This is a genomic window from Actinomyces wuliandei (genome assembly GCF_004010955.1).
Taxonomy (GTDB): Bacteria; Actinomycetota; Actinomycetes; order Actinomycetales; family Actinomycetaceae; genus Actinomyces; species Actinomyces wuliandei.
The window spans coordinates 1,325,237-1,343,867 of record NZ_CP025227.1; the positions used below are offsets into that span (position 1 = coordinate 1,325,237).

The following is an 18,631-nucleotide window of genomic DNA, read 5'->3' on the forward strand; positions in this document are numbered from 1 at the left end:
AACACACATGGTTCGTGTCACTGTCGTCGGAGGGGGGTACGGCGGCATCACGGTCGCCAAGGCGCTTGATGACGTCGCTGAGGTCACCCTCGTCGAGCAGAAGGACACCTTTGTCAACCACGCCGCGGCGCTGAGAGCCGCCGTGGACCGGGAGTGGGCCGACAAGATCTTCATCCCCTACGACAACCTCCTGGCGCACGGGCGGGTCGTCCACGGTACGGCCCTGGCGGTGCGGGGGACCACGGTGGAGGTCTCCGGCGAGGGGCCGGTGGAGGCTGACCACCTCGTCCTGGCCACAGGGACGGCCTACCCGTTCCCCGCCAAGCACATGGAGTCCTCCTCCGTCATTGCCAAGGCCCGTATCGAGCGGGTACGGACCAACCTGGAGCAGGCGGCGCGGGTGCTCATCCTGGGAGCCGGAGGGGTCGGTATCGAGCTGGCGGGAGAGATCACCTCCGCCTTCCCTGACATCAAGGTCACCCTGGTGGAGGCGGCCGACCAGATCCTCCCCTCCGACGACTGCAGGCCCGAGCTGCGGCGGTCCATCGCCGCCCAGCTGGCCCAGCGCGGTGTCGAGGTCGTCACCGGCGACACCCTCGGCTACCTGCCACCGGTTGACGTGGGGGTCCTCTCCCCGTTCCGGGTGGACACCAGGGCCGGACGCCGCATCGAGGCCGACATGTGGTTCCGCGCCTACGGCTCCGCAGCCGCAACGGGCTTCCTCGGCGAGGACTACGACGACATCCGCCGCTACGACGGAACTATCCGCGTCGACAGCCACCTGCGGGTGCTCGACCACCCCGGGGTGTGGGCCATTGGAGACATCACTGACGTGCGCGAGTCCAAGCGTGCCCAGGCGGCGCGTGACCACGCCCAGGTGGTTGCCCGCAACATCTCTGACATCATCGCGGGCAGGCAGCCTTCAGCCACCTATACCCCGGGCGTCCAGATGACCGTCCTGCCGCTGGGTCCTGACGGAGGCGCCTCCCAGGTCCTGAGGGACGGTGTACGTGTCGTGGTGGGACCTGAGGAGACCAGCCGCCTGAAGGGGGAGGATCTTTTCCTGGGGTTTGTTCGTGAGGAGCTCGGGGCCGGTGGCTGAGCGCCGCAGCGGTATGGGGAACCGGTTCCCGGTGCACCAGGCCGCCTGGAGCGGGTAGTCTATACCACATGACGAACGACCCGCGGTCCGCGCTCAACCGACTCATTGCCGCTTTCGAGGCGCACCTGGATGCTGCTGCCACCGGTGACGAGCTCTCGCCGGCCGTGGTTGCTGCTGAGAGCACGCTCCAGGACGCTTTCTTCACCTACGACGACGCCCTTTTCACCGCCTTCGGGATCGAGCTTCCCTTCGACGCCTACGACGATGAGGAGGATGACGATGAGGAGGATGACGACGACTACGACGACCTCGGCTCAGACGACCTTGACTCTGAGGACGACGACTACGACGAGGAGGACCTAGAGGCGCGGGGCGAGGTCTGAGCCTTTAGTGCCCAGTGCCCCGGGGTTCTCCGGCGTCGCCCAGTCCCGGGGGCCTGTGCGTCCCGGGACTGGCTGGATGAGGGAGCGGCTGGCTGAGACGGTCAGGCCCAGTATCGTCAGCCAGCTCCTTGGCGGACTCAGCCGGTCTCAGAACCGCTCGGGATAGCCCAGGACCGGTGCGGTCACCTCGTCCAGGGCGTGGCGGATCTGCACGGGCAGGTGCAGGTCCTCAGCCGCGAGCGCGCCCTGCAGCTGGGATGGGGTGCGTGCCCCCAGGACAGTGCAGGCAACTCCCGGGGCGTCCCGGGCCCAGGCCAGGGCCACCTCTACCGGCTTACGGTCCAGGCCCGCTGCGGCAGTGGCGACCGCCTCACCGACCCCGCGGTGGTGCTCCGCCAGATAAGGCGCGACGTAGGAGCGCAGGTGGGGGGAGGCGGCCCGGGAGTCCGGGGGGGTGGAGGACCGGTACTTGCCGGTGAGGACTCCCCGTCCCAGCGGGGCGTAGCCGATCACGCCAAAGCCCAGTGCCCCTGCGGCAGGGATGAGCTCGCGCTCCACACCCCGGGCGAACAGGGAGTGCTCCACCTCCACGGCCGCCAGCCCCGGCCCCTGGACCCCTTCGCTGAGAAGGTCGCTGACGCGTACGGTGGCCCAGGCGGGGTGGTTGGACAGGCCCACGTAGCGCGAGCGTCCCGAGGCTACTGCAGTGCGCAGGGCGTGGGCGGTCTCTTCCAGCGGGGTGGTGGGGTCCGGTACCTGGACCAGCCACAGGTCCAGGTGGTCGGTCCCCAGGCGCTCCAGGGAGGCATCCAGGGTGTCCAGGAGGGTGCCGCGGGAGGCATCGGCGGCGCTGGGCCGCTCACCGGTCCGCCACGTGCGCACCCCGGCCTTGGAGACCAGGACGACCTCCTGCCGGAGCACGTGCTCGCGCAGGAGGGTCCCGACCACCTCCTCAGAGGCTCCCTCGCAGTAGGACGCTGCGGTGTCGAGCACCGTGCCCCCGGCGTCGAGGAACACGTCCAGCTGTTCCCTGGCCTCCAGCTCGTCGGTGTCGCGGCCCCAGGTCAGAGTGCCCAGACCCACTGACGAGACCCGCAGTCCGGTCCGGCCAAGCTTCCTGTGCTCCATGGGACAACCGTAGTGGTTCCTGGAACCCCCTGGCTGTCGACGCCCAGGCGAGGGGCACCTGGACCGCCGTGGGCCGGGCCCGGCCTGGCTGCTGAGCAAACAGTGTTGAGCAAGCAGTACTGAGCAGCAGCCAGGCCCAGGTAGTGGCCGTGAGGCGTCCCCATTACCCGGGTGAAGGGCTACTTGCGCACGGTGATGGACCAGGCAGCGTTCCCGGTCCTGACGAACTCGGTGACCTCGTAGCCGTTATCAGCGGCCCAGGCGGGCAGCGACTGCGTTCCCTGGGTGCAGTCGAAGCCGATGACCAGCTCGTCACCCGGGTCGAGCTCGGCCATGGCCTCCTCCGCCTCCAGGACGGGGAACGGGCATACCTGGCCGGTGGTCTCCAGAACGGTACGCATAGGGGTCCTCCTTGCCGTTGTGAGTGCGTGCTTGTGGGGTGCGTGGCCTACTGCCCGGCCGTGGTGGTGACGGGCGGCGCGGTCGCGGTAGACCCAGCCGCTCTGGCTGCGCGGCGCCGCTGGCGGGGACGGATGATGGTGACCCAGGCGGCGGCACCGACCCCGAGCACCTGGAAGGTCAGTGCCAGCCAGCCTTGCCACGACAGCAGGGAGGTCTGGACCAGGGCGTTGCCGATGGAGCAGCCGCCTGCCCAGGCTGCCCCCACGCCCATGAGGACGCCGCCCCCGATGGAGCGCTGGATGACGCTGGCAGAGGGCACACGCACGCGGAACTCACCGGAGGCCCTGGCCGCCAGGTAGGAGCCGAGCAGGATGCCTAGGACCAGCAGGACGCCCCAGTCCAGGCGCTCGGTGTCCCCGGTGACGACAAGCCCCACCAGGTTGGACGAGGGCGTGGTGATGCCCAGGCCGTCCTCCCGTCCTGACGCCCAGGAGAGGGGCCAGGCGAGAACTGCCACGGCACCGACCAGGGCACCGGTGACCAGCGGGTTCCAGGCTCTCTCCAGGAGGAGGTGGGCCAGGCCCCGGCGCTGGGCGGGCAGCCCGGCCCGCGGTGCCAGGCCCCGGGAGGTGACCACCCTGCGGTGCACCAGGACGGTGGTGAGGCCAGCCAGGATGACCACCCCCGCCCAGTCTGGGACCCCAATGGTGGCTGGAAGCGTCGTCAGGTCGGTGACCCACAGGCTCCTGACCCGCTCCGTGGCTCCGGCCAGGATGCCGGTCTTGGAGGCGGCTGCGGTGACTGCGTAGGCGACCAGGGCGAACCAGGAGCCCACCAGCCCCTCCCCAGCCCGGTAGTAGGTCCCGGTGGCGCAGCCTCCGGCCAGGACGATCCCGGTACCGAAGATGAAGGAGCCGACCACGGTAGCCACGACGGAGAGCTGGGGGATCTCCGGGGTCACGACTCCCAGGCCCGTCAGGACGGCCACGCCGACGGACTGGACGGCCACGGCCAGGAGGAAGGCAGTGAACCAGTGCCAGGAGCGGGAGACCCACAGGTCCCGGAAGGCGCCGGTGATGCAGAACCGGCCGCGCTGGAGGATGAAGCCGAGGACAGCGCCTACGGCAAGTCCGGTGATGATCATGAGAGGTCCTTGTCTTGCCGCCGACCGCGCGCCGACCCGTGCTCGGGCTCACGGCGCGTGCAGCAGCTGTGGTCAGGGGCGCGAGGCTGGACCGCGTCACCGTGACGGTGCTCGGAGCAGGCGGGACATGCGTCAGCTGCGCCCCGAGGCCGGGGGCGGCGGGACAGCCCTCACGTGCGCAGGTGGAGGCAGAAGGGATAGGTACGGGCGACAAGCCCTGGGCGTGCCTGGCCGGGACGTGGCGCACCTGTGCCGTCGCGGCACAGGTGGCCTGGAGGGGGCTGGGGAAGGAAGCGTTGCCGCTGGCAGCCTGCCTCAGCGCGTCCAGACCAGGCAGGGCATACACAGGCCGTTCCCGCGCAGTGCGGTACGGCAGGTGCGTGCCTGGTTGGCGCTCATGGGCTGCTCCGGGTCCTGACGAGTCCTACTGGATGGGGGCGCGGCCGGGAAGGCCGCTCGCGTGGAACACTAGCGGTCCTGCGAGGTCCAGGCAAGGTCCCTGGTCAGGGGCGTGCGGGCTGCCCAGGGTGTGGCACCAGCCCGTAGCCGGCCCGGCCCTCAGTCGGCAGGTCGGCGCGCGGTGAGGAGACGGGCCAGGCCGTCGTCGGGGACCGGGGGTGTGGTGCCCCCGAAGAGGGGGCACTGGGGCTGGAAGGAGCACCAGTCGCACAGGCGGGACCGGCGTGGCCTGAACTCCCCGGTGCGCGCGCAGTCCTCAATCTCCTCCCAGATCCGTGCGATCCTGGTCTCTGCGGACTCCAGCTCGCCTGGGCGGGGGTCGTGAGTGAGGGTGCGCCCGTCCTTGAGGTAGACGAGCTGGAGACGGGCCGGGACCCGGCCCCGCAGCCGCCACAGCACCAGCCCGTAGAAGCGCATCTGGAACAGGGCGTCCTCTATGTAGCGGGGGTGCGGGCTGCGTCCGGTCTTGTAGTCCACCACCCGCATGGCACCGTCGGGGGCGACGTCGAGGCGGTCCACGAAGCCCCGCAGGAGCAGGCCGTCGGAGGTCTCGGCCTGGACCAGGAGCTCGCGCTCGGCAGGCTCCAGACGAGTGGGGTCCTCCAGGGAGAAGTAGGCGCGGACAAGGTCACGGATCTCCTCAAGCCACTCCTCCACCTGTGCGGGGTCTGTGAACAGGTCCATGACGGCCGGGTTCCTCTCCCGGTGGGCCTCCCACTGGCCGGGAAGCACCGCCACCGCTGCCTGAGCGGTGCGCTCGGCGGCAGGCAGGTCGTAGAGACGCTCCAGCACGCTGTGCACCACGGTTCCCTTGTGGGTCGCCAGCGACCCGGGCTCAGGCAGACGGTCCACTGCACGCAGCCGGAACAGGAGCGGGCACTGCAAGAAGTCCTTGGCCCGGGACGGAGACAGAGCGGCTCGTCTGCGGTCCCAGTCGCGCGCCTGCCCTGCCTGTCGCGTCCCTGAGGAGGTGCGGGCGGTCGCTCCCGGTGACGTGGTGGGGTGTGGCGGGCGCGACCCACCCTCCGGCTGGTTGCGTGGCTGGGGCGACTGGGTCATGGGGTGACGCTACCGCCACCGGGTGGTGGTAGCGGCCTGAGCGCACGGACCTGTGGACAGCGCCCTGTCCTGTCCCTGCCCCTTTCCTGCACGCGGGCAGGGAGCCAGGTAGGCGGACCTCCGACTGCAGTCCGGATGGACTTCCTGCACGTGGACGGTCGGCGCCCCTGCGGGTGGTGCGGTGCAGGGCTGGCACAGGCTGGCGTAGGCTCTGGCGCATGCCTTTCTCCTCCACTACGTCCCCGGCACGGTCCGGACGGTTCGGTGGGTGGACCCTGGGACGTGTCGGCGGGGCGCCGGTGGTCGTGTCAGCCACCTCCCTGCTGCTGGGGCTCCTCGTCGCCGCCAGCTGGTACCCCTTGGTCTCCCGCGCCCTGGGGACCCTGGGTACGCCGGTGGTGCTTGGCGTGGTCGTCGCCACTGTCGTGGGCGTGGCACTCAGTGTGCTCCTCCACGAGCTCGCCCACGGCCTGACCGGGACGCTACTGGGCCGCAGGCCCGTGCGCTACGAGCTCTACCTGTGGGGAGGGCGTACCAGCTTCGGGCCGCCTGACAGTACCTGGGTGCCGTGGAAGGACGCGGTGACCTCCCTGTCCGGTCCTGCTGCCAACCTGCTCCTGTGGGCAGGAGGAACCCAGGCCCAGCGTGCTCTCTGGGAGACGCACGGGCAGTGGGTGCTGCCGACCTACGCGACCGTCTGGGCACTGACGTGGGTCAACCTCGCCCTGGCGGTCTTCAACGCGCTCCCGGGCCTGCCCCTGGACGGGGGCCACGCCCTGGCGGCCTTCCTCACCCATCTGACCGGCAACGAGGGGCTGGGGCGCAGAGCTGCGGCCTGGGGAGGCTTGCTCGTCGTCGCGGCAGCGGTGTGGTGGTGGGTCCTGCGGCCCCTGGTTGCCTACGGCCTGCGTCCTAGTGCCACCACCCTGGTCCTGGTGGTGCTGGTGGGCTGGTCCGTCGGCTCCACCAGCTGGCGGGTGCTGGGGCTCGGCCGTGGCTCGCGCGCGGCAGCCTCTCTCGACCTACGGCCCCTGGCCCGCCCGGTGGCTGTCACGGGCCGTGACACCCCGGTACCGGAGGTCAGGTCCCTGCTGAGGCGGGTGGGCCTGGTCCTCGTTGCTGACGGGTCCCGGCTGGTGGGCGGCATCGACGCCGCCACGCTGGCCCAGGCTGGCCTGCAGGTGGAAGGGAGCGGGACGGAGGCTGTCGCCGACCAGGTGTGCACGGTCCTGCCACCGGCCTCCCTTACGACCACCATGACGGGTCAGGAGGCCGCCGAGGCGATGCAGGCCGCCCGAGCCGTGTCACGGTGGCTCGTGCTGGTGGAGTCGGGCACCATCAGCGGCGCGGTCCCCACCGGGGCGCGATGACGAATGCGGTGACGGCTCAGTGACGGATCACTGACAGTCCCGTGACAGCTCGGTGGAAAGTCTGGTGAGAGCACGGGTGGCATCGTCGTGGAAAGAGAACGCGTGACCTCGCCCCTGTCCGGACTGCAGTCCAGGCCTGCTGCCGCCTCGGCGGGCCTCCTCCTCGCCCTGGTGCTGGGCGAGGTGTGCCATATCGCGGGGCCGCCAACGCCCTGCTGGACCTGGCGCAGGCCGTGGCCAACGCGACCGCCGCCCCGCTTGCCAGCTCAGGCGGCAGCGACACTGCTGTGCCGATGGTGGTAGTCATGGTTGTGGGTGTCACAGGAGCCTGGGCCGCCTACACCGTCGTAGGGCGTACCACCCAGAAGAGGCACCTGCCGGAGGCCTGACCGGTGACGGCACGGGCTGCGAACGCGCCCGGCCCCCTCCGTCTGGGCACCTGGCGTCGGTGTGCGCGCCCGCTCCGGCCCTGACCCACCTGCTCTGCACCTGTCATCGCCGGACGCCTCCGAGCACAGGCCATAGACTCCCTGGTGATGACAGACAGCAGCAGTCCCAGCCTTCACGGTCCCGGATGCCCGGGCGGTCCCGGGCCGGAGGCCTCAGCGGCCCGCCAGGCCTCCTCAGCTCCCTCCCCGGCGACCGCCAGCGCGCCCCTGCCACGTCACCTGACCCAGGAGGTACTGGACCAGGCCGGACGACGGGGCACCTTCCGCTACGGCGACCGGGTGCAGGTTACCGACTCCAAGGGCCGTCAGCACACCTTCGTCCTGGAGCCCCGCGGCTACTTCCAGTCCGTGCGCGGGTCCTTTCACCACCGGGAGGTGGTCGGCCTGGAGGAGGGCTCTGTCGTCGTCACCGCCACCGGGCACGAGCTGCTCCTGCTGCGGCCCCTGCTGGCTGACTACGTCCTGTCCATGCCGCGGGGGGCACAGGTGGTCTACGCCAAGGACGCCGCCCAGGTCGTCGCCCTGGGCGACATCTTCCCCGGCGCACGCGTGCTGGAGGCGGGTGTGGGCTCGGGCGCGCTGACCATGAGCCTGCTGCGTGCCGTCGGCCCCCAGGGGCACGTGCTGTCCGTCGAGCGTCGAGAGGACTTCGCGGCTATCGCCGCCTCCAACGTCGACTCCTGGTTCGGCGGGCACCATCCTGCCTGGCAGCTGCGCACCGGCGACTTCGCCGACGTCGTCGCCGCCCACGTGGCCCCGGCCAGCGCCGACCGGGTGGTCCTCGACATGCTCGCCCCCTGGGAGAACACGCAGGCGGTGGCCACAGCCCTGGCCCCAGGGGGGGTCCTTGTGGCCTACGTCGCCACCGTCACCCAGCTCTCCCGCACCGTGGAGGTCCTGCGCCACAGCGGGCTGTTCACCGAGCCGGCCTCCTGGGAGTCGATGGTGCGTACCTGGAACGTGGACGGCCTGGCGGTACGGCCCGACCACCGCATGGTGGCCCACACCGGCTTCCTGGTGTCAGCCAGGCGCCTGGCTGCGGGCAGCCGCCCCCTCACCCGCAAGCGGCCGCCAGCGCGTGGCGCCTATGACGAGGGCGGGTACTGGGTGGCACAGGACGTGGGGGAGCGCACGAGCACGGACAAGAAGGTCCGCCGCGTCCTGCGTGACGCCCGGGCCAGGCAGCCCCTGGACGCCACCCCGGTCCAGCCCGGTGCCGCCGAGGGCGACGACGTGCACGGTGCCGGGTCGCCCTCGCGGCACCCCCTGCCCTCCCAGCCGTCGCGGACCTCGCAGTCCTCGCGGCCGTTGCCCCCGGACGGAGCAGGCGCATGAGCAGGAGCGGCCCTGCTGCTGAGGACCCGGGTCCCCGGGAGACGGAGGGGGGCTCGGTGGTCGGCTCCCTGGTCGGCTCAGACAGTCCCCAGGCGCAGGCCCAGCCTGGCGTCCCCGACTTCACCAGCCACCAGCTGCGCGAGGCGCGGGCCGAGGCCGTGAGCCTGGCAGCCAAGAACGAGAGGCTTGTCGCCGCGCTGGCTGCGGCCCGTGAGCGCATCACCGAGCTGGGCGCCCAGCTGGACGCGGTCACCCACCCTCCGGTGACGCTGGGGCTCGTTGTCGCACTCCTCCCGCCTGCGGACCCTGGGTCCGCTGCGGCATGGAGCCAGGCACCGGCAGGGGCGTCGGCGGGTGAGGGCACACAGGCGTCCTCCCGGCAGCTCCTGGTCCACCTGGGGGGTCGGCCCGTGGGGCTGGCTGTCCATCCAGGGCTCGCCCCCGGGGAGCTCCAGGTAGGCCGCCTGGCGGCCGTCAACGACCAGATGCTCGTGGTGGGTACCCTCCCGGCACCCACCACCGGTGAGGCCGTCACCCTTGACGAGGTGCTTGACGCCACCCGGGTCCTGGTGACGACCGGCAGCGGGGCCACCCGCGTCCTTGCCCTGGCCAGCCACCTGGACACCGAGCGCCTGCGCATCGGGGAGACCCTGGCGGCCGACCCTCGTGCCGACGTGGCCACCGCCGTGGTGGAGCGCACCGGCGTCGAGCAGCTCGTCGTCTCCGAGGTCCCGGACGTCTCGTGGGAGGACATCGGTGGCCTGGGTCCTCAGATCGAGCAGGTCCGCGACGCTGTGGAGCTTCCTTTCACCAGTCCCGGGCTCTACCGCGCCTACGGGCTGCGCGCTCCCCGGGGGGTGCTCCTGTACGGGCCGCCCGGGTGCGGCAAGACCCTCCTCGCCAAGGCGGTCGCCACCTCCCTGGCCGGCTCACGGTCCGGCACGGGCAGGCAGTCCCGGGCCGCGTTCCTCAGCGTCAAGGGCCCCGAGCTGCTCACCAAGTTCGTGGGGGAGACCGAGCGTCAGGTCCGTGCCATCTTCGAGCAGGCCCGCAGGGTGGCCGCCGAGGACCGGCCTGTGGTGGTCTTCTTTGACGAGATGGAGGCGCTGCTGCGCACCCGGGGCACGGGCGTGTCCAGCGACGTGGAGTCCACCGTCGTCCCCCAGGTCCTGGCGGAGATCGACGGCGTGGAGCCGCTGGGCAACGTGGTGGTCATCGGCGCCACCAACCGGGAGGACATGATCGACCCTGCGCTGCTGCGGCCCGGTCGTCTTGACGTGCGGGTCCGTGTCGACCGTCCTGACGCTGCGGGCGCCCAGGACATCCTGGCCCGGCACCTGACCAGCGACCTGCCCCTGGCTGCGGCGGAAGTGGCTGCGCACGGGGGTGACAGGGAGGCGGCCGCCGCCGCGATGCGCCGTGCCACCGTCGCCGCCCTCTACGCACGCACTCCGGCGACTGCTGTCCTGGAGGTCACCTACGCCGACGCCACCACCCGCACCCTCCACCTGGCGGACCTTGCCAGCGGGGCCATGCTGGCTGCCGTCGTGACCGGTGCCAAGACGGCAGCCGTCAAGGACGAGCTCGCTGGCGGCCAGGGGGGACTGAGCACGCAGCGCCTGCTGGAGGCCGTCTCGATGCAGGCCCGTCACAGCGAGGAGACGACCGGTGCGGCGACCAGCCCGCAGGAGTGGGAGCGGCTCGTGGACCGTGACGGACGGGGAGTCCGTCACGTGCGCAGGCTGGTACCTTTTGCGCCCGCTCCCGGTGGCCGCAGGGCGGGCGGTCAGGAGCCGTGCACAGGCCTGGCCCGGGGGTCGCGTGACAACGGGCGTGACGTCGGGGGCCGCCTGGGCGGACAGGGATCCCAGGACCACCGGGACCAGGCGCCCGGGCACCAGGACGGAGGGCGGCAGTGAGACCAGCGTCAGCAAGTGACCCTGCTGCTCCGGCTGCGGCGCAGCAGGCGGAGGACTGGCAGGACCAGGACGGAGCGCCGGAGCCGGTGGAGCGTCCGGTCGGCCTGGAGACGGAGTTCGGTGCTCTGTGCCCCGGCGCTCCACGGACCCACCCTGTCGCGGTGGCAACCAGGGTGGTCCGGGCCTACGCCGCCTCCTCCCGTCGCGGCCTGGTCGGCCCCGACGGGGCTGCCGCCCCGCCTGTGCGCTGGGACTACGAGGGGGAGGACCCTCTGGCCGACCTGCGGGGAGGGCGTCTGGACCGGGCCCGGGCACACCCCAGCCAGCTGACTGACGACCCGTCCCGTCCCGCGCCGTCGGAAGACTCAGGCTCAGCCCCTGGGGGAGAGCCCGGGGGCGCTCGGACCGGCGGGGGGAAGGGCCGGGGGCGGTCCGCGCGTGGGCCGTGGAGCAGTCGGCCCCGCCCCAGCGCCCAGGTGGCCGCGCTGCCGACGGCCACGAACCTGGTCCTGGCCAGTGGTGCCCGCTTCTACGTCGATCACGCCCACCCCGAGTACTCCTCGCCGGAGGTCCTGACCCCCCGCCAGGCCGTGGTGTGGGACCGCGCCGGGGAGGCCGTCGCCCGACGCGCCATGGAGGCACTGGTCCGCACGGGTCAGGAGCCGTCCGGGTCGTGCGGGCAGCCTGGGGTACCTGGGCAGGCGGCGGCGCTGTCGGCGTCAGGGAGCCCGGGAAAGAATCTGGGGAGGAAGAGGCAGGCAGGCGGGGAGGTCGTCCTGTACAAGAACAACGTGGACGGCAAGGGCGCCTCCTACGGCTCGCACGAGAGCTACCTGGTCTCCCGTGAGGTCCCGTTCGCCGACCTGGCGGCAGCCCTTGTCCCCTTCCTCGTGACCCGGCCCGTCTACGCTGGCGCCGGACGCGTGGGAATCGGCCAGCGCAGCGAGGTGGCGGGGTTCCAGGTCAGCCAGCGCGCCGACTACGTGGAGTCCGTCCACGGCCTGCAGACCACCTTCAGCCGCCCCATCGTCAACACCCGCGACGAGCCCCACGCCGACGCGCGACACCTCCGCCGCCTGCACGTCATCAACGGGGACGCCAACCGCTTCGACGTGCCCGTCTACCTCAAGGTGGCGGCCACCAGCCTGGTGCTGTGGCTGCTGGAGCGCCAGAACCGGCTCGGCCAGGGCCAGGGCCGCCTGGCCGACCTCCGGCTGGTCGGTGACCCTGTGGAGGAGCACTGGGCCTTCTCCCACGACACCTCGCTGGCTCACAGGCTGCGCACGCGGGGCGGTTCCATGACCGCGCTGGACATCCAGGACGGCTACCTGGAGGCTGTCAGGCAGGCCCTGACCGAGGACTACGGGGGGTGTGACGCCGAGGCCGTCGGCCAGCAGACCGCGGAGGCGCTCGACATGTGGGCGGAGGTCCTGGTGTCCTTGCGCCAGTGGGTCCACGACCGCAGCGGCTCCGCAGCCTCCCTGGTGGAGTGGGTCGCCAAGCTGGAGCTGTGCGAGGCGCTGCGGCGGCGCCACGACTGCGGCTGGGAGGACCCACGGCTGGCTGCGCTGGACATCCAGTGGGCTGACCTGCGCCGGGGGCGTTCCGTAGTGGACCGGCTCGACGCTGCTGGCCGAGTGCGCAGGCTGACCAGCGTCGAGGAGGTGGAGGCGGCGGCAGAGGCCCCGCCCCGGGGGACCAGGGCACAGGCTCGCGGGCTGGCTGTGGCCCGCTACCCGCAGGTGGTGGCTGCCTCCTGGACGTGCCTGGTCCTGGACCTGCCGGGACGTGAGGACCTTCTTCGACTGGACCTTCCCGGCGGCGTGCGTGCCGACGACGATGAGACTCTTGCCATTCTCCAGGCCGTTGGAGAGGCGGTGTCCCCTGGGGGAGACTAGGAGCAGACAGGCGCCCGCTGTCCGCAGGACGGTGCTCCTCCGGGTCCGGGCCGTATTCGTCACCGGGAGGAGACAGCCACATGACGCCGTCGCACACCGTCTACCAGCAGGCCGAGGCAGCCGAGGTCCCGGGGGACCCGGGTGCGCAGGCAGGCCTGAGTAGCGTCGGACCCCAGGCCCAGGTCGCCGGTGTTGACGAGATCCTTGACGAGATCGACTCCGTCATCGAGACCAACGCGGCCGCCTTTGTCCAGGGTTTTGTGCAGAAAGGGGGCCAGTAGGGATGAGGGGCGCCCGCCCCCCGGCCCGTCGCGTCATCGGTATCGAGACCGAGTTCGGCATCACCTGCGCCTCCACGCGCGGAGGCCCACCCCCCCTGGACGCCGACCAGGCGGCCCGCGAGCTCTTCGAGCCGGTGGTCCGGCGTGGGCGCTCCTCCAACGTGTTCACCCGCTCCGGAGGGCGTCTCTATCTTGACGTGGGCTCCCACCCCGAGTACGCCACTGCGGAGTGTGATCGGCTGGAGGACCTGCTGGCCCAGGACCGTGCCGGCGAGCTGGTCATGGCCGACCTGGCGGACCAGGCCACCTCACGCCTGAGCCGGGCGGGCGTCGAGGGGCGTGTGCACCTGCTGAAGACCAACCTCGACGCCCAGGGCAACGGGTTCGGCTGCCACGAGAACTACCTGGTGCACCGGCGTGCCAGCTTCCTTGACGACGTGCGAGCCCTGGTCCCGCACCTGGTGACCCGCCAGCTGCTGGTGGGCTCCGGGCACATCCTGCCTGCTGCCGACGGTGCCCCCGCGCGCTACGTCCTCTCCCAGCGGGCCGACCAGGTGTGGGAGACGGTGTCGTCTGCCACCACCCGCGCCCGTCCCATGGTGAACACCCGGGACGAGCCCCTGGCACGTGCCGAGGACTACCGCCGCGTGCACGTGATCGTGGGGGACTCCAACATCGCCCAGGGCTCCACGCTGCTCAAGGTCGCCTCCGTGGACCTCCTCCTGGACTATCTGGAGTCCGGGGGGGACCTGTCCGACCTGGCCCTGGCGGACCCGGTGAGAGCCGTGCGCGACACCTGCCGCGACCTGAGTGGGGGGGCACTGCTGGAACGGGACGCGGGAGGCACCATCACGGCGCGTGAGGTGCAGGAGGAGCACCTGGGACGTGTGCGCTCCCACGTGCAGTGCCACCGTGACCTCACCGGGCTGCAGGCAGCCGCCCTGGACCTGTGGGAACGGGGGTTGCGGGCCGTCGCCGTCGGGGAGCCCGACCTTGTGGCCGACGAGCTGGACTGGGTTGCCAAGCTCAGACTGCTCACGCGTCTCACTGAGCGTCTGGGCACGGACCTGGGCGACCCGCGTGCGGCTCGTCTGGCCCTGGCCTACCACGACGTCTCTGCTACTGACGGGCTTCGTGACCGGCTGGAGGCCTCCGGGGCGCTGCGGTGCTACGTGGACCGGCAGGCCTGTCAGGCGGCGGTGGACACGCCCCCGGCGACCACGCGGGCGCACCTGAGGGGCAGGGCGGTGGCCCTGGCCGAGGACACACGGCAGGATCTCACCGTAGACTGGGTCAGTCTCAGACTTGACGACGGGAGCCTGCCGGTGATCTCGTTACGTGATCCCTTCGCCGCTGCTGACGAGCGGGTGGACGCCCTCGTGGCAGAGATGGAGGCTCGTTCCGCCAGAACTTTCCGCCGGGATCTGAGCCGTCACGACCAGGAGAACCTATGAGCACACCGAGCACGCCGCGCCCTGAGGGCAGTGCGCCGCTGACCCGGCGTCAGCGCCGTGAGCGTGAGCGCGCCCAGGAGGCGGAGCGTGTGCGGCAGTCAGGGCAGGTGCCCGGGACCGACTCCCTCCCCGACCGAGTCGATCCAGCCTCCGACCGACCCGCTTCTGCGACGCCTCCTGTGGCGCCGCCCAGGGCCTCCACGGACCGGTGGGCCTCTCATCAGACCACCTCCTTCGACCAGGTCGTCACCGGATCGGTCTCCGCTGTCCCCGCTTCTGCCTCTCCTGACCGGCCCGCCCCTCCCAGCCAGGGGGCTTCACCCTCCCAGGGTGCCAGGCGCTCCTCGGGCGCTCGCCGGGGGACAGGGGCGCCCCGACGGGGGGACGCCCAGGTCGTGCCGTCCCCACCTGCCTCGACGGCTGCTGCCAGCCTGCCTGCTCCGACGGCTGCAGCCGCTCCTGCTCCCACCCTGGTCACTGCTCACCCGCCTGCCGAGCCGGGCGTCTCCGGGCGCGGTGCCGATCGCGGCGCCGACCTCGGAAGTGCTGCTGCTGACCTCGAGCACGCTGAGGACCCTGAGGACCTTGAGGACGTGGTCGCAGGTCCTGAGCCTGCCCCGGTCACCGGCCCCCAGCGGGTGCTGGGTGCCGCCCTGGGGCGGCGGCCCCGAGGACTGGCTGCCCTGGCCCTGACAGGCCTGGTGGTGATCGCCATGGTCCTGATCCCGCTGGCGGTGACCCACCTGGGCCTGGGAGGGCAAGGGGCCTCCAGCTCCGCCGGGGCGGTGGAGACGGTCCTGCCCGGCGACGCCGAGCTGAGCACGGTGGCTGAGATCGCGGGCAGGCAGGGGACCGTGCCGGTGGTGTCGGTCAAGGGGGTCCTGGCTGCCCCCTCCTCCCTGGTGACCGACGTCCTGGTGGAGGGGACGGGACGCGTCGTCGCCGAGGACGAGCCGGTCGTGCTCTCGGTGTCCACCTTCTCCGGGATTGACGGCTCCAACACCACCGGGACGGACTCAGGGACCTACCTGTACACGGGCAGGCTCACCGAGGAGGTGGGCCAGGACATGGACGCCGCTCTTCGGGGTAGGACGGAGGGCTCCCGCGTCGTGCTTCGCGCGCCCGCGCAGGAGGAGGACGGCACCAGGACCACGGAGATCACCGTCGTGGACATCCTGCCCACCACTGCCACGGGGGAGGAGCAGGCGGCAGCAGAGAGCATGCCTGCTGTCACGGTGAAGGACGACGGCACCGTGTCCGTGTCAGTTGACGACGTCCCCACCCCTACGAGCGCGGCAGCCTCCACCCTGGTCCGGGGCGGGGGACGGCAGGTGGGGCCGACAGACCGCGTCGTGGCCAGGTACTCGATCGTGAGCTGGTCCACCGGCAAGGACGTGACAGAGTCAACCTACGGGGACACCGTCGTGCCCCGTGTCATCGACATGACGGACACCATGGCGGGGATCTCCCAGCTGCTGGCCGACGTCACGGTCGGCTCACGCGTGGTCATGGCACTGCCCCCCGAGCTGGCCCGGGGGGAGGAGGCCGTCGTCGTCGTCGTTGACGTCCTGGCCATCAAGGACACCAAGGACACCGCCGCCTCTGACCAGGAGGGCTCTGACGGGGCGGGAGCCAGTACCGCACCGCCAGCGACGTCAGTCGCCACACCAGCTGCCACAGCAGGTTCCCCGTCCTCCGCCTCGGCCCAGCAGGGCTAGGGACGGGGCGGACCACGGAGGAGAGAAAAGCCATGTGTGTTGCCGTTCGTGTCATTCCCTGCCTCGACGTCAAGGACGGACGCGTGGTCAAGGGGGTCAACTTCCAGGGCCTGCGCGACGCGGGCGACCCTGTGGAGCTGGCCTCGCGCTACGACCGCCAGGGCGCTGACGAGATCACCTTTCTGGACGTCTCGGCCTCTGCGGAGGGGCGGGCCACGATGATGGAGGTGGTCTCCCGCACGGCTGAGCAGGTGTTCGTCCCGCTCACCGTCGGAGGTGGGGTGCGCAGCGTCGAGGACGTGGACCGGCTGCTGCGGGCAGGAGCGGACAAGATCAGCGTCAGTACGGCGGCCGTGGTGCGCAGCGAGCTGCTGGCCGAGGTGGCTCAGCGCTTCGGCAGCCAGGTCCTGGTGCTCTCCCTTGACGCGCGCCGCTGCCCGCAGGGTGTGACCACCGACTCCGGGTACGAGGTGACCACTCACGGGGGGACCCGCTCCACCGGTATCGACGCCGTTGCCTGGGCGGTGCGCGCGGTCGGGCTGGGCGTGGGGGAGGTCCTCCTGAACTCAATGGACGCTGACGGTGTCGCTGACGGATTCGACACAGAGATGATCGACGCTGTGCGACGTGAGATCACGGTCCCGCTGATCGCCTCGGGAGGTGCGGGCAGGCCCGGGGACTTCGCCGAGGCGGCCGACCACGGTGCGGACGCCGTCCTGGCCGCCTCCGTCTTCCACTACGGGACCCTGACTGTGGCCCAGGCCAAGGAGGCGCTGCGCGCGGCGGGACACCCGGTGCGCTGACGGGGCGAGCCACACGGTCGGCGGCGGGGCGGGCCGGTGGGACGGTCCGAGGAGAGCGGTCCGACGAAGAGGGCTGACGCGGCCGGGCGAGATCTGGTGACGTGCCCGAGGAAAGCAGCCCAGTGAGGTGGGCCGAGGAAAGCAGCCCAAACTGCGATGGGTTACGGAAGCGCTGCGAGGCAGTCACAGGTCGTGTAGCCTCGCACCGCCCCGCCACGTGGCGGGCGCTGGCTGGGAGTGCCTGGTAGCACCACCCGGCAGCAGTGACGAGTGACCTGAGGAGTTAGTCATCGTGAGCACCTATGACCCGAACCAGCCCGGCGGCTACCCTGGCCAGCCCGGTCAGCAGCCGGGGACCTACCCCGCCCAGCCCGGCGGCTACCCCGGTCAGCAGCCCGGGGCCTACCCAGCAGGCTACGGGGCGTACGGGGCGGGGCCGAACCCCACGGAGAGCAACTGGATGGGCGGGTGGTCCCTCGGCCTGGGCATCGCCTCGATCTGCTGCGGGATCACGGCCGTGGTGTCGATCGTCTTCGGCGTCCTCGGCATCGTCGCGGCCAACCAGGGTCGGGCGACCAACCGGGGGATGTCCATCGCCGGCATCGTCATCTCGGTGATCTATCTTGTCGGCAGCACTATCTGGGTCCTGTCAGGCGGATACGCCGAGATGATGGACCAGCTCAACAGCCAGTACTGATGTGAGCTCCCTGCGCAGCCTCCCGCGCCGTGGCACCCGCCCCAGCCCTCCAGCCGCCTGGGAGCACTCGGCGACCAGGCAGGCCGTTGCCACCACCGGCCCCAGGGGCGCTGAGGGAGCCGGGCTGCTGCGTGGGCCTGGCCTGGCCGTCCTGGGCGCGCTGGTGGCGGTGCCCGCGCTGCCCTCCGTCATCGCCCTCCTGACCTCCCTGGGCAGGCCTGCGGAGGAGATGGACGGGCCGGACCTGTGCGTGCTCCACCGCACCACCGGCCTGTGGTGCCCCCTGTGCGGGGGGACCCGGGCCACGCGCGAGCTGCTGTCCGCAGACCTCTCCGGAGCCCTGTCCTACAACCCCTTTGCCGTGGCCACCGAGGTCCTCATCGTCCTGGCCCTCGGGCGCTGGCTCGTGGCCAGGTGCTCGGGCAGGAGCCGCCTCCTGGCCTCCTCGGGTGAGGTGGTGGCCTACAGCATCGCTGCGGTGGTGTTTGCGGTAGTGCGCAACCTGCCCGGGATGTGGGTCTACCTGGGGCCGGGCCTCGGGCCAGGGGCACTGGGCTGACGTGAGAGGATGCGACGGTGACTCTGCACCCTGACATCGCCTCCCGGCTCAAGCGAGATCCCACCGGACTCGTGTGCGCTGTGGTCCAGCAGCACGACACCGGGGAGGTCCTCATGGTCGGCTGGATGGACGACGAGGCCCTGGACCGCACCCTGAGGCAGGGGCGGGTCACCTTCTGGTCGCGCTCCCGCCAGGAGTACTGGCGCAAGGGGGACACCTCCGGCCACGTCCAGTACGTGAGGTCGGTGGCACTGGACTGCGACGGGGACGCGTTGCTGGTCACGGTGGACCAGGTGGGCGCCGCCTGTCACACGGGGTGTCGTACCTGCTTCATGGCTGGTGGTGACCTGGGCGCGGTTGTCGGCGCCGCCCCTGGAGACCGGTGTCCAGGCCCTGGGAAGACCGGATGAGGATTTGCCCTCGGGTGCGCTGCCGGGGACGATGATCCAGACGGTCCAGGAGCCCCGCAAG

Annotated in this window: 18 protein-coding genes; 14 read left to right on the forward strand and 4 right to left on the reverse strand. The window is 71.5% G+C overall.

Going from position 1 to position 18,631, the window contains the following annotated elements:
- Nucleotides 1–7 precede the first annotated feature (7 nt).
- Both CWS50_RS05475 and CWS50_RS05480 read left to right on the forward strand, forming a co-directional pair.
- On the forward strand, nucleotides 8–1,102 hold the full coding sequence (locus CWS50_RS05475) for an NAD(P)/FAD-dependent oxidoreductase (RefSeq protein WP_127841972.1): 1,095 nt from the start codon (nucleotides 8–10) through the stop codon (nucleotides 1,100–1,102).
- A 68-nt stretch (nucleotides 1,103–1,170) separates the two neighbouring features.
- Nucleotides 1,171–1,485, forward strand: coding sequence for a DNA primase (locus CWS50_RS05480; RefSeq protein WP_127841973.1), 315 nt, complete (start codon nucleotides 1,171–1,173; stop codon nucleotides 1,483–1,485).
- 147 nt (nucleotides 1,486–1,632) lie between these two features.
- Here CWS50_RS05480 and CWS50_RS05485 read toward each other — a convergent pair whose 3' ends face one another.
- From CWS50_RS05485 to CWS50_RS05500, 4 genes are all read right to left on the reverse strand, one after another.
- Complete coding sequence (locus CWS50_RS05485) at nucleotides 1,633–2,613, reverse strand: aldo/keto reductase (RefSeq protein ID WP_127841974.1); 981 nt, start codon at nucleotides 2,611–2,613, stop codon at nucleotides 1,633–1,635.
- Nucleotides 2,614–2,792: 179 nt separating this feature from the next.
- Nucleotides 2,793–3,014 (reverse strand): sulfurtransferase TusA family protein, encoded by a 222-nt coding sequence (locus CWS50_RS05490; protein WP_127841975.1) that lies wholly within the window; start codon nucleotides 3,012–3,014, stop codon nucleotides 2,793–2,795.
- A 47-nt stretch (nucleotides 3,015–3,061) separates the two neighbouring features.
- A complete protein-coding gene (locus tag CWS50_RS05495) occupies nucleotides 3,062–4,159 on the reverse strand; it encodes a YeeE/YedE family protein (RefSeq protein WP_127841976.1) in 1,098 nt (365 codons plus the stop codon).
- A gap of 558 nt (nucleotides 4,160–4,717) precedes the next feature.
- Nucleotides 4,718–5,530: a RecB family exonuclease gene (locus CWS50_RS05500; RefSeq protein ID WP_127843277.1), complete on the reverse strand. Its 813-nt coding sequence runs from the start codon at nucleotides 5,528–5,530 to the stop codon at nucleotides 4,718–4,720.
- Between the two features lie 365 nt (nucleotides 5,531–5,895).
- Between CWS50_RS05500 and CWS50_RS05505 the strand changes: the two genes are divergently transcribed.
- The 12 genes from CWS50_RS05505 (at nucleotide 5,896) to hisI (ending at nucleotide 18,570) form a co-directional block, all read left to right on the forward strand.
- Nucleotides 5,896–7,047, forward strand: coding sequence for a site-2 protease family protein (locus tag CWS50_RS05505; RefSeq protein WP_127841977.1), 1,152 nt, complete (start codon nucleotides 5,896–5,898; stop codon nucleotides 7,045–7,047).
- Between the two features lie 185 nt (nucleotides 7,048–7,232).
- Nucleotides 7,233–7,436, forward strand: coding sequence for a hypothetical protein (locus tag CWS50_RS05510; protein ID WP_127841978.1), 204 nt, complete (start codon nucleotides 7,233–7,235; stop codon nucleotides 7,434–7,436).
- A gap of 147 nt (nucleotides 7,437–7,583) precedes the next feature.
- Nucleotides 7,584–8,831 carry a tRNA (adenine-N1)-methyltransferase gene (locus tag CWS50_RS05515; protein ID WP_127841979.1) on the forward strand — a complete coding sequence of 416 codons (1,248 nt, stop codon included), beginning with the start codon at nucleotides 7,584–7,586 and terminating at the stop codon, nucleotides 8,829–8,831.
- Nucleotides 8,828–10,750 carry a proteasome ATPase gene (gene arc, locus CWS50_RS05520; RefSeq protein ID WP_127841980.1) on the forward strand — a complete coding sequence of 641 codons (1,923 nt, stop codon included), beginning with the start codon at nucleotides 8,828–8,830 and terminating at the stop codon, nucleotides 10,748–10,750. Before CWS50_RS05515 ends, arc begins: the two co-directional genes overlap by 4 nt.
- Nucleotides 10,747–12,648 carry a proteasome accessory factor PafA2 family protein gene (locus tag CWS50_RS05525; RefSeq protein WP_127841981.1) on the forward strand — a complete coding sequence of 634 codons (1,902 nt, stop codon included), beginning with the start codon at nucleotides 10,747–10,749 and terminating at the stop codon, nucleotides 12,646–12,648. Before arc ends, CWS50_RS05525 begins: the two co-directional genes overlap by 4 nt.
- Before the next feature lie 80 nt (nucleotides 12,649–12,728).
- Complete coding sequence (locus tag CWS50_RS05530) at nucleotides 12,729–12,929, forward strand: ubiquitin-like protein Pup (RefSeq protein ID WP_127841982.1); 201 nt, start codon at nucleotides 12,729–12,731, stop codon at nucleotides 12,927–12,929.
- A 2-nt stretch (nucleotides 12,930–12,931) separates the two neighbouring features.
- On the forward strand, nucleotides 12,932–14,383 hold the full coding sequence (pafA, locus tag CWS50_RS05535; RefSeq protein ID WP_127841983.1) for a Pup--protein ligase: 1,452 nt from the start codon (nucleotides 12,932–12,934) through the stop codon (nucleotides 14,381–14,383).
- Nucleotides 14,380–16,101 carry a hypothetical protein gene (locus CWS50_RS05540; protein WP_127841984.1) on the forward strand — a complete coding sequence of 574 codons (1,722 nt, stop codon included), beginning with the start codon at nucleotides 14,380–14,382 and terminating at the stop codon, nucleotides 16,099–16,101. Before pafA ends, CWS50_RS05540 begins: the two co-directional genes overlap by 4 nt.
- A gap of 32 nt (nucleotides 16,102–16,133) precedes the next feature.
- Complete coding sequence (gene hisF / locus CWS50_RS05545) at nucleotides 16,134–16,904, forward strand: imidazole glycerol phosphate synthase subunit HisF (RefSeq protein WP_127841985.1); 771 nt, start codon at nucleotides 16,134–16,136, stop codon at nucleotides 16,902–16,904.
- A 292-nt stretch (nucleotides 16,905–17,196) separates the two neighbouring features.
- Nucleotides 17,197–17,601, forward strand: a complete 405-nt coding sequence (locus CWS50_RS05550; protein ID WP_180342486.1) for a DUF4190 domain-containing protein — start codon at nucleotides 17,197–17,199, stop codon at nucleotides 17,599–17,601.
- 1 nt (nucleotide 17,602) lies between these two features.
- Entirely contained in the window at nucleotides 17,603–18,160 is a 558-nt protein-coding gene (locus CWS50_RS05555) for a DUF2752 domain-containing protein (RefSeq protein WP_341472741.1), read from the forward strand.
- 17 nt (nucleotides 18,161–18,177) lie between these two features.
- The gene (gene hisI / locus CWS50_RS05560) at nucleotides 18,178–18,570 is read left to right on the forward strand and encodes a phosphoribosyl-AMP cyclohydrolase (protein WP_127841986.1); all 393 of its coding nucleotides are present in this window, start codon (nucleotides 18,178–18,180) and stop codon (nucleotides 18,568–18,570) included.
- Nucleotides 18,571–18,631: the final 61 nt, after the last annotated feature.